General features: G+C 44.1%; 11 protein-coding genes. 1 reads left to right on the top strand and 10 read right to left on the bottom strand.

The annotated features are described in order from the left end of the window. Window positions 1-20: 20 nt before the first annotated feature. The 7 genes from KNP62_RS14040 to KNP62_RS14010 form a co-directional block, all read right to left on the bottom strand. On the bottom strand, window positions 21-1,136 hold the full coding sequence (locus KNP62_RS14040) for a DUF456 domain-containing protein (protein WP_214786067.1): 1,116 nt from the start codon (window positions 1,134-1,136) through the stop codon (window positions 21-23). A gap of 6 nt (window positions 1,137-1,142) precedes the next feature. Then, on the bottom strand, window positions 1,143-1,454 hold the full coding sequence (locus KNP62_RS14035; protein WP_214786065.1) for a hypothetical protein: 312 nt from the start codon (window positions 1,452-1,454) through the stop codon (window positions 1,143-1,145). A 616-nt stretch (window positions 1,455-2,070) separates the two neighbouring features. Then, window positions 2,071-3,348, bottom strand: coding sequence for a TIGR02679 family protein (locus tag KNP62_RS14030; RefSeq protein ID WP_214786063.1), 1,278 nt, complete (start codon window positions 3,346-3,348; stop codon window positions 2,071-2,073). Then, the gene (locus tag KNP62_RS14025) at window positions 3,345-7,439 is read right to left on the bottom strand and encodes a TIGR02680 family protein (protein WP_214786061.1); all 4,095 of its coding nucleotides are present in this window, start codon (window positions 7,437-7,439) and stop codon (window positions 3,345-3,347) included. The genes KNP62_RS14030 and KNP62_RS14025 overlap by 4 nt, the downstream gene beginning before the upstream one ends. Then, window positions 7,436-8,593, bottom strand: coding sequence for a TIGR02678 family protein (locus tag KNP62_RS14020; protein WP_214786059.1), 1,158 nt, complete (start codon window positions 8,591-8,593; stop codon window positions 7,436-7,438). Before KNP62_RS14020 ends, KNP62_RS14025 begins: the two co-directional genes overlap by 4 nt. Further along, on the bottom strand, window positions 8,590-10,065 hold the full coding sequence (locus tag KNP62_RS14015) for a TIGR02677 family protein (RefSeq protein WP_214786057.1): 1,476 nt from the start codon (window positions 10,063-10,065) through the stop codon (window positions 8,590-8,592). The genes KNP62_RS14020 and KNP62_RS14015 overlap by 4 nt, the downstream gene beginning before the upstream one ends. 189 nt (window positions 10,066-10,254) lie before the next feature. Further along, window positions 10,255-11,673, bottom strand: a complete 1,419-nt coding sequence (locus KNP62_RS14010) for an RNA-binding domain-containing protein (RefSeq protein WP_214786055.1) — start codon at window positions 11,671-11,673, stop codon at window positions 10,255-10,257. Between the two features lie 180 nt (window positions 11,674-11,853). On the opposite strand from KNP62_RS14010, the gene KNP62_RS14005 reads away from it, so the two are divergent. After that, entirely contained in the window at window positions 11,854-12,192 is a 339-nt protein-coding gene (locus KNP62_RS14005; protein WP_214786053.1) for a hypothetical protein, read from the top strand. A gap of 88 nt (window positions 12,193-12,280) precedes the next feature. Here KNP62_RS14005 and groL read toward each other — a convergent pair whose 3' ends face one another. From groL to KNP62_RS13990, 3 genes are all read right to left on the bottom strand, one after another. Then, a complete protein-coding gene (groL, locus tag KNP62_RS14000) occupies window positions 12,281-13,915 on the bottom strand; it encodes a chaperonin GroEL (RefSeq protein WP_196431798.1) in 1,635 nt (544 codons plus the stop codon). A 39-nt stretch (window positions 13,916-13,954) separates the two neighbouring features. Beyond that, window positions 13,955-14,239: a co-chaperone GroES gene (gene groES / locus KNP62_RS13995; protein WP_015880602.1), complete on the bottom strand. Its 285-nt coding sequence runs from the start codon at window positions 14,237-14,239 to the stop codon at window positions 13,955-13,957. 248 nt (window positions 14,240-14,487) lie between these two features. Beyond that, window positions 14,488-15,240: RNA-guided endonuclease TnpB family protein (locus KNP62_RS13990; protein WP_214786051.1), on the bottom strand; the 753-nt coding region annotated here is incomplete at its 5' end.

Here is a 15,240-nt window from a genome sequence, read left to right as displayed (position 1 = left end):
GACATTTCTTCATAAAAGCGTCAGTGGTCTTTTGCTATTAAATTAGATTGACTTTTTAGTGCATAGTACTCGAGCAAAAGTCGATTTATCCTTTCAAAATTTTTGAAATAGAATATATCTGTTTCGGATAATTGTAATAATTGATACGCCAATTTTAACGAGTGTGGTGCGATCTCTTTGTTAATTTTTCTGGCAACAATATGCCCAGTAAATCCTCCAGCTACTCCCGCAACTGGATGGACAGCAAAGCCTGCTAATGAACCAATCTTTACAAAAAATACGTTTACTCCAAATTTTGAAATTAGAATAAGAACTTTCGCTGCAGCTAATCTACTTTTATCTGTTGTTTTAACTTGCCCAAAATCTCTTTGAACTTGAGCAATGTCGAATAACGTACGGACACCTAACATTATTTCTGGTGCAAAATCGACTAATTCAAAGACTTTATCAGGTAAATCCAATCCGTAGTTACCAGCTAACAATGCAAGTCCTTCTTCGACTTCTTGAGTGAAAGTATATTCTGATATATCAATGGGTATAAATTGTTCCATCAACTCCGGGCTATGTTCCAAAATTTTTTCTCTAATTTCCGTACTAGTTGCATAATATATATCTGGGTTTTCTTTCATAATCTCTTTTAAATCGTGAACACGTTTTGAATTCATCATTTTGACTTGAATAAAGAGTTCTTCACCTGTACCGTTGTGTATTCCCTTTATGTCCCAAATAGGTTGATTACTAAGTTCAGCTATTTGAAATTTATATTCCGGATATTGATCTGATAACTGCTCATGTACATGTTGCTCAAAATATTTACCTTTTAGACCATTAATTAATCCTTGTACCGATTGCTCACCTGACTTCTCCAATTCTACGTATTTACTATATAGTGAAGTACCATTTTCAAAAAGTCTGGGGTATTGCAGCTCAAATGATTTGCTTAACCCGTCTGGAACATTTCTTAACTCTAATAACTGATATCCCGCCAAGCCTGATTGAATACCTGCCTCGAGCATCGCATCTCTATTTTTTAAACTTACTAGAGTATTAAATGCCTGAAATTTAAAGTCATCACCACTAATCGTTTCTGTTTTAGGTAAACGCTCTAATTCATTTAATAATTTAATGGATTCCATATGAGATCACACAAATATGCCAACTAGCGATATAGTGATTGCAATAATTACTCCAATGAAAGAAAGTAAATCAAATTTCTTCTCATTGTTGTCTTCATTACCATTATTCTGATTTACGTCTATTTTTTTATTCAACTCTTCAATTTTTTCTTCAAGAAGAACAACCGCTTTAAAATTTTGATCGAGTTGCTTTGTCAAATCTGTAATCATTTCATGATTTTTAATTACTCTTGGAATTAATGCCTGATTAATTTGATCTTGTTCTTCCCAAAATTTCAATTTTTCGGCCAAGTCTTTTTCCTCTTTCGTTATCTCCATAATCAATACCTCCAATATTAATTAAATAATTGAACATTTTGTTATTATCAAAATTATACACCCTTTAAATTACAAATAAATCTTTTTATATACAAAAAAGTTATGATGTTGTATTTTTCAATACAAATGCGGTTCTTACGCAATGTTAGTGAACGATGACAAGCGATCGCCTGAAGGTGGTCGCTCATTTTTTTGCAATTTCAGTGAGCACAGCTCGGGATCTCGACAAAGCACTCGAATCCTGAGCAACTCAAAATTTACCCTTCTAAATAACCGTTGCGTTCTTCAAACCGACAAGCCGCCAGGATCACCTCTATGTTTTGTTTGAGGTGACCCACAAAGCGCTTCAGTCTGGGACATGACCTGTGGATTGGTGATTAACTAAAGGAGATGTTCCGCGTCCCGTTCTCGAATCGCTTCCCGAAATCCTTGAATAAAACAGAACGGGATGGGTACCCATCGTAACATCCTGAGTAGCGTGTCATGACTGATTCGAAAACTTAGGAAAATCGTTACACGCTCGGCTTCCTTTGCACTCATGGTCAACATTAAAGTTGACAACTTGCGCTTCGCACGGAGCGTTCTCTGCGATTGTTTTCTCTGAAAAAGGCATTATCTATTCACTCCTCAAATTATTTAAAGTGTTTGTCATTCTTTTCACCAAAGCCTCCTGATACCCCGCTCGCTTCACTTGCCGCATCTCATCTACTACGTTTTGCAGTTCCGGGTCTGTCATTCGGTCTAGCTTTACGAGTCGTTCCGCAGATAAGTCGACACTCGGATCAGATGCCACATAACTCTCCAAGTTCATGCACCAATAGTCGAGCTTGTCGCCATATCGTTCTTTCAACCGTGCCGCCATTTGTAGTCCTTCCGGGTCAAAATCTCCTGCATACTTCAATCGACATCCAGATGCGACCAACATGTCCAACAAGCGATAAGCAGCGAGTTTAAATTGACCGTGCGTACAGACGAGCGGTGCATCTGGGACGTCATCGAGTAGACTCGAGAACACCCCAGAATTCTCTACAATCCATACAGTATGCCCTCGACTTGGTCTCACTCGATTCACGCGCAATAGTTCCCGCATCGGTACGTTCAATACACTGTGAGTCTCTATCGCCCCTCGCCACATCGGATGCCTCGCATCATTCTGGTCTGCCACGAGATTTGCGCACGTCACGAAATTCGTAATGTCATCACGAAGCAGTTTAAACTCGAGCAACAGTTCGTTCACTCGCTCCGTGTCACTCGGTGGCGGTCCGCCTTGTCCACGTTTGATATGGAGGACGTGAATCCACAACCGACCTAAATCAGTCGTTCGGTCGAACGCATGTGGATTGCCGAGGATGCGTTGCCCGAACATTGGGAGGCGTTCGTAATCTAGCGGGAGCCCTTCTAATGCTCTAACCAGTTGGGCACAGAACAGATGAAAGTCATCCGTCTCAAGCATCCGATTGATCCAATGCGTATCAGCTGACTTTTGTTCGATGTAGGTGAACCAAAATCTGAGACTCGGATACGTCAATGTGAGCTCACGAAAACGTTCCGCTCGCTCTTTCTCTATTTGGGCAAGTACTTCTTGTTTCGTCACGAGTGACTCTCCAAAATAGGTCTCAAGCAACTCGACCAACGTCACCCCTTCAAACTTGGTCGTCTGCAGTTTCTTTTCAAACGCACGCAGTGTCACCGTCTTTTTTAAACGGATGGCGGAAACATCTTCTCCAAAAAAGCGAGCGATTGCCTCGAGTTCTTCTTCTTTAAAGGCTTGAATCGAGACCGACCCGCCGACTTTACCGAGCGAGGCGTATTTCTTCCGAAATTGTGTGAATAAACGCAAGAATTCTGTTGACGCTTTAAAGTACTGTGCGGCTTCATCGACTAGCCGCTTCATTGAATCGACTCTTCTTTTGCATACCGCTTTTCCCCATCCCACACGTAGTGTAAAACCGTGACGAAGTCCGCATTCTTCGGTCGCAACAACTCACAAACGGAAAGAGATGAAATCGTATCATAGTCCCCCCACAAAATTTGCGAGTTCATGATGTAGTCAAAGCCAAGTTGCTCGACAATCTCAAACATTTCACGGATGTTATTCTCATCGACCCCGGCAAACGCCTCATCGAGCGAGATGATATACGGTGCCGTATCCGCTGCTTCTTTATACCGCGAATAACAGGCAGCGAAGAGCGGGATATACATCGCCATCGCTTTTTCTCCACCGCTGAATTTAAAAAAATGGTTGTTCGATAAATCACGCTTCGGTTCATTCGTTCGTTCAAAGTATAGGATGAACGAGAACCATTTCCGATAATCGAGCATTTCTCGGAGAACCTGTAAGAGTGTTTGTCCGTCTCCACTCTCTTTGATCATCTGTTTGGCCTTATTCAATTTTGAACGGAAGTGACGCGTAATCCGCTCAAAGTCTTCGTCTTTCAGAAGCTTGGCATCCTGTTTCAAAATATGGACCAAGTCTTTCGTATCGAGTTCTTCCTCGCTCTGCGCCGTGCGTGGTTTCCATTTGATTGAAAATGTTAATCCTGACGATGTATTGCGACTTTCCATCAACTTATTCATTTCTCCAGTCCATTCTTCCGCACGACGAATGCGAGAACGGAGTTTTGTTCCGACCGACTTGAAAAGGATTTCTTCGTATAACTGTTGATCACTCTCGTTCAAAATGCTCTCTTGACGTTCGAACTCTTCTTCAACCGTTCGTTTGACTGCATGAGGACTCGCCTGTTGACCACGCAAGTCGAGCGAGATGATACGTCGCGCCGTTTTTTGTTGCCACGTTTCGACCTCTCGTCTGAATTGGTCATCGACGTCATTCATCCACTCTTCAAGTATCGGCTCTTCAGTAAAGTTTCGCATCCGATATTCCATCAAGTCGTTCTGTTGCTCGATGAACGCTTTCGATAACAATTCGTCCGCTTTTGAGGCACTACTTATGAGTCGCTTCTCGTACGCTATTTCAATCTTCCGAGCCAACGTGATTGGGTCGTCATTCTCTGCTTCTAAAGAAACAATCCCTCGTTTCCATTCCGCTTTTAATGCCATTTCCCAAGCTTCTCTCATCTGTACTGACAAGATGTGGCGGTTTTGCTTTTCATCTAACTTGGTTGCGTCCGCATCGAACTGTGCCTTTCGAGTCGAGATGAGCTGTAACGATTCTTTAGATGCTTGTTCTATGCGCACCAAATCTGCTTGAACGGACTGAATCTGGCGACGGATGTCGTCAGCGCCTTCTCTCGCCAACTGTTCTTCGATTATCGCGATGTTCTTTTGAATCCGCTCCATCTTATCTTCGAGTTCATTTAGTTCACCCATCAATTCGATGAGATCTTCTTCTAATTCTTCAATGTTCTTTTCTCTCATAGCGAGTTGTTTCTGCGATACCATCGCTTTTCCATGTTGAAATTCCACATCACGCAATACATCCTTATAAAGAATCATCGACCGCTTCGCATGTTCGAACGCCACTTGGTTTTTTTCCAAATTGAACGGTTCGGCCAACGTATACACTTCACGCTTCAACACGTTGTATCGGTCACTCGTCTGTTTCAATCGTTCTTCAATTTGCCAGCATCGACGCTCTAAACTCTCAATCTCGAATCCGACATTCTGAATCTGTTGATAACCTGTTCGCAAATCGCGGTCTGACGGAAACATCGTCCATGCCGCATCCGCTAATTCAATGTGTTGGCGCAACTCCGCTTGTTCTCCGCGCAACGTCATGCGCTCGATTTGAAGTTGTTCAATCTCAGACTGCAACTGCTCAATTTTTTCTTCACGATATCGCTGTCGGGCAGCTTGTCCAAGGAATCGAACGCGCTCGACAGGTACCGCATGTCCTTTTAATTGTCCGAGTCGATACGTTCCGTCTTCTCCAATCGCTGTCTCTCCATCATCCATGAGGATGCTTCGGAGTACGTCGTCAATCCGGTCTGAAGTGATTCCTGTTTCTCCTGGGCTAGGTTTTAAATAATCTGCTAACGTGTGCACCATCATTTGAGGTGCAGGCAATAAGACCCGGTCATATGTGACGTCCACATCGGTAATGAGGGCATCCAACATCCCACTGTCAATCAATGCTGCCTCAATTCGTTTTTGAACGTCTTCTTCTACCCCGTCTCTAAATTCAACGAGCGCATAGAGTGGTGCGAAGATAACACCATCATCCCGCATTCGTTCCCGAGATTCCTTTGTCGCCGGATGAGTATCGGGTTCAGGGTCCGTTTTTTCTTTCCATTCAGATAACATCGTCTCAACGTTTTGAATGTCCTTCTGAATCGCATCTTCAGATGCTTTTTTGGCTGCGGCTTTTTCACGCAACCGGTTTTGATAATGGACCACGGAAGGTTGAACGAATCGCGATACTTCCTCATACGTTGACGGTTCATAGTCATTACGCAGAGTGCGCTCGACTCGACTAATCGTCTCTCCTTCGATATCAAACTCAGGATGCGCTTCAATCCATTGATAAATATCTGTGAGATGACGGTCAAGATCTTGCTCGAACGTCCGTTTCCAATCATTCAGTTCGTGTTTTTTCTGATCTCGCGCTTGTTGTTCGTCGGCGAGTTGTTTATTTTCCACTTGAAGTCTCTGCTTTGTTTCTTCAAACGCTCGCATCTGTTCGACTATTTTACCGAGCTGTTCCGTATGTTCGTTTACTTCCTGTTTCCACGTGGCAAAATCAAAACTTTGCTTGAGACGGCGATAGTCGGAGACGTTCAATTCATGACGGTCAAACGCCGCCTGTTCCGCATCATATGCCATATCTTCAATAAGATCATCAATCGTTTGAAGCGTTGTACGATAGTTTGACTGTTCTTGATCTTGCTGCTGTTTCACATCAAAGATTCTGTTAGCCGTCTTCGACCGACGTTCTTCTTGACGCTGATGATTGCCCTCAATCCGTTGTAAAGCTCCTTTTTCATCCTTCAACTCGTCTTCTAAATTCCAAACTTTATGTGATGCCAAGCGTTGACGTTGACGTTCAGCCGTCGCTTTGTCTTGTTCCAGCTCTTGAATAGACCGCTTCAACGTCTCAATCTCATGCGTCATTGAGGCTTGGAGTTCACGTAATTCCTCAAGTTCTTGTGCCTCTATCGTCTCTCGTTCGGTCGCCATCCGGTACTCAGCAGCAATGTCTGCCATGTGACGCTCGTTATAGATGTCGTATGTATGACTCAACTTTTGTAACGCCTTCAGTTCACGTTCGAGCTGTTCGAGTTGTTGCTTCGTTTGATCCATCTGCTCAATCGTATCGGACAAATGACGTAAATCTTCATCTGACAACGGCGGAAGTGCCGCCTCGAGAATCTCGTAAATGACGGTCGGTCGGAAGTCTTTAGACAGCTTTGGACTACGTAATTGAATAAGCAACTTAATTAATTCTTCATACGCATCGATTGATTCGAATCCGAACACATGCTTGTTGACGAGCTGCATATAGTCACCTTGTGTCGTCACAACTTTCCCACCGTCTCCGATGATCCGCTCCAGTTCGACCCGCGAGTATGGAATTTTACTAGTCTGCGTCCCTTGACGGTCTCGCTTATATAACTCCATATCAATATTGATTCGCCGATTATCCGTGATCACAAATCCCCAAAATTTAAGTGGCTTCCCACGTTTTGCTTGGAGTCCGATCCCTGTCGTCACATATTGATTTGTCTCGGCCTTCTTGTATTCGATAAATAGATAGCCCGTTCGTTCTTCACGGTCGACGACTTCCTTCTCACCGAGTAAGTAATCTTCCATTCTACGGGCCCTTGACCCGAACGGATCGAGCCGGTCCGGTGACTTCTTCCCATCGAGTAGTACCGGTAGAAAGCTCTGCATTGTCACCGATTTCCCTGACCCGTTACTCCCCCTGAGCAACAACTTCCCGTCTGAGAAATCAAACGTTTCTTCTGTGTAATACCAAAAATTGAGCAAACCTGCTCGGTTCATTTGCCAACGATTTTTTGCTCTCATTGATTCATAATCTCCTTTACGAATTTTTCTGGATAATAACCTGTCGTTCGACCGAATCCGGATTGAATGACGAGTATCCCTGAATCCGTCTCCACATATCCGAACTCCCATTCAAGCAAAAGAGAGACAAGTTCGTTCGCAATTTTTTTAGGGGAATCTTCCCGATATTGTTTCGCCCAACCCAATCCCCACTCAAGCTGAACCGCCTCGACAATTCGTTCGAATTCGAGCATCGTGATTCGAATCTCCCCCATCTCGTTAACAGGCAGATTACGTTTCCGAATGTGAGCCGCTACATGCAAAGCGACACTTGTCACTCCTTTTTGATTTGGGAATAGCGTATACCGCTGTTTTTGTTCAGGCAAGACCAGCATCGCTGCATTTTTGAACACTTCTAATCTGAAGGGTGTATATTTTTCAAATTCGTCTGTTAATCGGTTTCGTAAGTTTCGGATATAGGCAAAATCCGGATCGTCTTTTGACTCTCGATACACGATAGGCGAGAACATGAGTTTACGATATACACGTTTGCGACGTTCGTCTTCTTTTTGACGACTCCATTCACTCGTTAAGATGTCTTCCATCGTTTCATAGTTAAACAAGTCTTCTGGATAGGAACGCATAAAATAGCGTGCGTGGACACTCACTTCGTATAACACTTCTTCCGTCTCATTTGTCGCAAACAGTTCGACATCCCCATCGACCGCTCGAATCAATTTCAATTCATCCAATTGCTTTAGAGCACGTACGAGTGATCGTCGGTGTCGATAGTTCGTCCAGTCAAGTGGTAAGTCACCTGGATACATCTCCTGAATATCTTCTGTGATGTGTGACAATAAAAACTGTTCGTCAACTGATTTACTTTCGGTAAATGCGAGCGCACAACAAAAAATAGCGTAGTCCATCGGTTCAGTGAACGCCTGAATGCCCATCCATGGTTTCGGGTCGACCGGTAGTTTCTCGAGTTTGATGAAGTGTTGATGAACAATCAAATCAAAACCGAACTTTTCTGTCACGTATCGCTTCAGCTGATGTTCACGTTCACGAATCTTTTGATAAACAACAGGTTGCTCGGTTCGTAATACCCAAAATTGTTCGAATAGAATTCCGAGTGCATCCTGCATCCGTTCATCTACTTTTCCTTCCTCGCTCATGACATCACCTCTTCATCAATAAACTGATACTCTACGTTCGGCATCTCAAGCGAACCGTCTGTCGCTCGCAAGACGACACGTTCTTCCTCAACCATTACTCGCACGCGTCCACCGTACTCTGTTTTGACAATCCGATCTTCTCGCACCATTGCTTTACCGAGCCAAGACAACAATAGTTTTCGTACATGCGGCTCAATGACTGGAAGAGTTTTGATTGAAATGACACCTTCCTTGATGTAGCGTTCAATAGATTCTCTTTCCTTTTCGAGTTGCCTTAGATGGAGTTGTCGCATCTCTGCAATCTGAACGGATCGATCGATGATGGCCCCCGCTTTGGTTGACTCTTTATATTGTTTCGTTCGAGGTTGTGTCACATGTTGCATTGGTGCCTCATCCCATATATCTACATACATATCATCAGTCGGGACCTGTTCTCCGTAAAGATGACGTGTATGAAAGACGCCGAATATGACCGATGACAGCCGATGGGCTTCCTCAATCGTCTCGATGCCGTCGAACCATGTTGCCAAATGCTCATAATCGCGACGCCTACTTCGGAATTGTTGATGCCGTTCGCTCATTCGTTGCACCATTCTTGTGATTCGACGGATGGCCTCATTCGTTCGTTCCTGAAGACGTTCAAACTCACTTTCGCCATGTGTCGTCCCGAGGAACCATCCTCTTAAGTTTTGCCACTTTTCCATCAACTCCGTGCTTACATCTTTCTGATCTTCTTCCAGACGACCTGCTTGCTGTTGATGATTCATCACCTGTTGAAGAAATGGTGCCATCCGTTTTGTGGTCAACTCGGTTAATACATCCTGAATTTGCATCGCTGTTCGTTGCAGCGCGATGATGAAATCCCGTAAGTAGGTTGTGAAACGGTCTTTATAGACAAGAAACGCCTCTGTTTTCATTTTTTCAATCACTTTTTCACTATGGATATAGGCCATATAATCCGAAGTATTTTGTGTAATTTCTCGGAAATATACCATGACATCATTCCAAAGTTGCGCGCATTCTTCATTGGATTGCCCACTCGCCTGTTCAATTTTTTCAAGTACTTGATAAAGACGTTCAAACCGGGTCTTCTCAAGCGAACCACCGAAACTGTCCCCAAGTTGCTCTAGTTGAATCATCATCCGTTCGAATTCGACCGTGTAAGGGGTGCATTGATAACGGAAATTCTTTTTCTTATACTCTTCAATCGTTCGAGCTTTTCTGTGTTCTTGCGTCGCAATGATGTTGCCCCACTTCGTAAGTGAATCTAAGTCTTGGTGAAGCATATCCATTGTATATTCCTGAAACTCTACGAATTGTTGAAGATGTTCATAAATCTCTTCTGGATATAGAAACTCGCGCATCCGTTCATGCTGTATGTAGAAATACCGTAATATCGGACGATAGCTCCATGCCTTTTCTGCCGTCAAATAAGTCGCTTCTTTGATTTTTTTCTGCAAGTCTCGTTGCATGAGGTGGCTCCTCTCGAGTAGTATCTATCATTAAGCATAATACAGATCCGTGAGAGCGGAAATAGAAAATCCCTATTTTTGGAAGGTGATAAACATTTTTGTGCTAGGTCTATGAATGACAACTAAAAAAACCTAAAAATTCAGCATTGAACTGAATTTTTAGGTTATCCCAAAATTAATTCTGTTTTATCAAAAGTATTCTTTATTGATTTTATATTTTTGGTTAGGACTCGTCGGCTTTCCCGGAATCGTTCGATTGACGAGTCGTAGCTCAATTAAAGGATTTAAAACACTTTTTCTAAAAGTTACAGGATCTTTTAATCCAACGACTTGCATGAGATATTTTGAAGTATACGCTTCGCCGTTTTCTAAATAGTGCACTAATGCTCTCTGAGAATCACTTAAGTGAAGAAGATTCAACATCGCGTCTAAATCTCCTTGACCATCAATTTGCACTTTAAAGATGTCTTGATTCGAGATGATAGGAGATGATCCATACATGATTTTCGTGTATTTAAAAATTTTGTTAACACCCGATCCTAACTCATCAATCAACCCTAAAATGTTAAAAACTCTGGCGATAGTCGGATTTTTTGGATATGGCGCAATCATTCCTTCAGTGATGATGCCTGGGTGAATCGGTTTGTTCGCATTCTCAAAGGTTAAATGATCTTCGTAGACAGTGATTTTCGATACAAAAGCATTCGAATATTCCCGATGAACAAGCATATTTACTATCAGTTCTCTGAACAAAATGTCCCGGATATTAATTCGCTGGTCACCCTCTAGATGGAATTTGTCAGACGTATGCTTTTTAATAAAACTCATCAATCGACTATAACTCTCAATCAAATTTGTTCTTATGTTTTCACGATCGTCATATCGTTCTATGTCTTTCTTTTTCACTAGAGCATCAATTCTAAAATATGGAAGTACAGCAGAGATAACTTCGTCTTTACCGAATGTGATGACAGCTGCCAAGGTAAAACCTTCTTCACCAGTTGTATAATCTTTACTATACATACCTAAAGATTTAAGGATTTCAAGGTAATCAAACGTCGTCCAAGCTCTATAATCTTCTTGTGCTAATGCCGTTTTTCTCAGTTGCTCAATCAAATCGATTCTTAAGTCATCCATGCTCACATGAGAGAAGATTTTTCTCTCGGTATAGTCAGCTTGTTTTCGATTATACATTTGTTGTACTTGAATCGTATTATGTGTAATGTCGATATCAGCGTCTTCATTCCGATCGTAAATTTTTGTACGGTTCAATCGATGAACTTGAGAACTACTCGGTACAAAGATATGTAAAATCGTTTTATCCTCGATTTGATACTCCTGTATATCAAGGTAGAGAGGCGGTTCAATTTTTTGAGCTGACTGAGTGGTTGTTACAAAATCTTTTTTCATTTGTGCAACTGCTCTGGGATCAACGCCAGTGATATTACCTTCATCAGACACTCCTAAATAAATATTTCCCCCTTGTCGATTAGAAAAAGAGCAAACTGTATCGTATAGATTTTTTGGGAGTTTATTACGCGCCTCTTTGAATTCGATAGTAATACTTTCATTGCCCATACTAATTTCATCTATTAGCTCTTTCCTCATCTTCCGCTCCCCTTACCGGTTTCTTTGTTATTTTTCACAAATCGTAATAATCGATGCAAGACTATTATACCTTCAATTATTTTACCATTGGGTTCGCAAAAGTTTAAATTCTTCTTGTTTCCTCTAACATAAAACGATTGTTACTTAATCTAATTTGATGAGTAAGTAAATGATAGCTTAGTGGATCTTGATGGGTACTTGGCGGCTCCTTTGTTCAGCTTAGTGGAGCTTGATGGGTACTTGGTGGCTCCTTTGTTCAGCTTAGTGGAGCTTGATGGGTACTTGGTGGCTCCTTTGTTCAGCTTAGTGGAGCTTGATGGGTACTTGGCGGCTCCTTTGTTCAGCTTAGTGGAACTTGATGGGTACTTGGCGGCTCCTTTGTTCAGCTTAGTGGAGCTTGATGGGTATTTGGTGGCTCCTTTGTTCAGCTTAGTGGAGCTTGATGGGTACTTGGTAGCTCCTTTGTTCAGCTTGATGGGTCCCACTAAGCCGAACAAGATTTTTTTGACTGTAACATGAAAGATGTTAAGGTTTAAAAATTCAAGTTAAAGACAAAAAACCACCCACCAGCTTTCGCTGATGAATGGTTCTCATTAAGGCGTATGACTTACATCATGCCGCCCATTCCACCCATGCCGCCCATATCAGGCATTGCAGGAGCATCTTTTTCTGGCTTGTCTGCGATGACGGCCTCCGTTGTGAGGAACATCGCTGAGACAGATGCTGCGTTTTGAAGAGCTGAACGCGTCACTTTCGCTGGGTCGACGATACCATGTGCGATCATGTCGACATATTCGCCAGTTGCCGCGTTGTAGCCGACACCGACTGACTCGTTCTTGAGTTTCTCGACGATGACCGAACCTTCTTCACCCGCGTTTTCCGCGATTTGACGGACCGGTGCTTCGAGGGCACGAAGGACGAGTTTCACACCTGTCGCTTCATCCGCTGTCACTTCTGCAAGCAACGCACGAACGGCTGGGATGACGTTGATGAGTGATGTACCACCACCCGCAACAATTCCTTCTTCAACTGCTGCACGTGTCGCGTTGAGTGCGTCTTCGATGCGAAGTTTACGCTCTTTGAGTTCTGTCTCCGTAGCTGCACCGACTTTGACGACGGCTACGCCACCTGCGAGTTTCGCGAGACGTTCTTGGAGCTTTTCACGATCGAAGTCAGATGTTGTCTCTTCGATTTGGTTGCGGATCGTTTGAACACGTGCTTTGATCGTTTCTTCGTTTCCTGCACCTTCGACGACAGTCGTTGTGTCTTTTGTGACGACGACTTTCGATGCGCGACCGAGCATGTCAAGTGATGCTGATTTAAGATCGAGACCGAGGTCTTCTGTGATGACTTGACCACCTGTAAGTGTCGCGAGGTCTTCAAGCATCGCTTTACGACGGTCACCGAATCCTGGTGCTTTGACGGCTACCGCGTTGAACGTACCACGGAGTTTGTTCAAGACGAGTGTCGCGAGTGCATCGCCTTCGATGTCTTCTGCGACGATCAAGATTGGCTTCCCTTGTTGCACGACTTGCTCGAGCACTGGGATGATCTCTTGAATGTTTGAGATCTTCTTGTCTGTGATCAAGATGTACGGGTTGTCGAGTGACGCTTCCATCTTGTCAGAGTCTGAGATCATGTAAGGTGACAAGTAGCCACGGTCGAACTGCATCCCTTCGACGACGTCGAGTTCAGTCGTGAAGCCGCGTGATTCTTCGATTGTGATGACACCATCGTTCCCGACGCGCTCCATCGCTTCTGCAATCAATTCGCCGACTTCTTCGTCCGCTGCTGAGATGGCTGCGACTTGTGCGATCGCTTCTTTCGACTCGATTGGTTTCGAGATGGCTTTCAACTCTTCAAGCGCACGTGTGACCGCTTTGTCGATCCCTTTACGAAGGATCATCGGGTTCGCGCCCGCTGTGACGTTTTTGAGCCCCTCACGAATCATCGCTTGTGCGAGGACTGTCGCTGTTGTCGTACCGTCCCCTGCGACTTCGTTCGTCTTCGACGCGACTTCAGCAACGAGTTTCGCGCCCATGTTTTCGAAGCGGTCTTCGAGTTCGATTTCTTTCGCGATTGTCACACCATCGTTCGTGATGAGTGGTGAACCGAATTTCTTCTCGAGGACGACGTTACGTCCTTTTGGTCCAATCGTTACTTTGACTGCGTCAGCGAGTGCGTCGACGCCGCGAAGCATCGCGTGACGTGCGTCTTCTGAGAATTTGATATCTTTTGCCATCGTTCATTTCCCCCTAAAAAAGTTTTTGAATAATGGTGCTTAGCCTACGATTGCGAGAATATCGCTCTCGCGAACGATTAAGTACTCTTTTCCATCATGCTTCACTTCGGTACCTGCGTACTTCGAGTAGATGACCAAATCATTTTCTTTCACGTCGAGATCGATGCGCTTGCCTTCGTCCGTCACGCGGCCTGTACCGACTGCGACGACTTTCCCTTGTTGCGGCTTTTCTTTCGCCGTATCAGGAAGCACGATGCCCCCGATCGTCTTTTCTTCTTTCTCCACGACTTCGATGATGACACGATCGCCTAGTGGTTTTAACATGGAAAAACCCTCCTCCGAATATGAATGATGTAATGTGTATCGTAAGGTTTTAGCACTCAGTCAAAAGGAGTGCTAACATTAATAAGTGTAGTATGCGACGATTAAAAAATCAAGTAGGGAACAGTGAACTACTCGCCACTTATTTGTTTTACAAATTGAAGAGGGAGCTTCTTGGGAAGATCGTACTTTTATTAGCCACGATTGTTTACCAAGCTCGTCGGGTGGTCCCCACCCTGAAGGAATTCGTTTTAGTTTGCCAACATCAACAGGTTGATGCTCGCGTTGATGTCACGGTCATGATGCGCGCCACAAACACACGTCCATTCACGGACATCCATCGCCTTCTTCTCGCCTTTTACGCCGCAAGTGGAACAGATTTGAGTGGATGCGTACCAAGGGTCCGCCTTGATGAGCGTCCGTCCGTAGAAGTTTGATTTGTACTCGAGTTGCCGGACGAACTCGTACCAACTTACGTCTCCAATAGACTTCGCCACCTTGTGATCCTTCATCATGTCCTTCGACTTCAATGTCTCCACGACGATGACTTGATTCTCGTCAACGATCCGTCTTGACAGTTTGTGAAGGAAGTCCTTGCGTTGGTTGGCAATCTTTTCGTGTTTCTTGGCCAAAAGTAATTTGGCCTTTTCACGGTTTTTGCTCCCGATCTTCTTTCGCGACAGCGCCCGTTGCGCCTTCTTGACCTTCGCCTCAGATTTTCGGAGAAAGCGAGGGTTATCAATCTTTTCGGAGACCATCGCGTCGTTCGTCATGACGGCGAAATGTTCCAAACCGAGATCGATCCCGACCTTGTTCTCGGCTGGGATCCATGGTTCATCCTCCTGTTTGACGAGGATGGAGATGAAGAACTTGCCCGTCTTGGTCATCGACACCGTCGCCGACCGGATGACGCCTTCGAACGGGCGATGTTGTGTGAACCGCACGAACCCGACCTTCGGCAGACGGACCTTGCCCGCCTCGATGCGGATCGTGCCATGCTGGTT

The sequence above is a fragment of the Exiguobacterium sp. s183 genome (assembly GCF_018617655.1).
Classification (GTDB): domain Bacteria; phylum Bacillota; class Bacilli; order Exiguobacteriales; family Exiguobacteriaceae; genus Exiguobacterium; species Exiguobacterium aestuarii_A.
The sequence above is the reverse complement of the archived record's forward strand: the minus strand, read 5'-3'. Positions and strand labels throughout refer to the sequence as shown.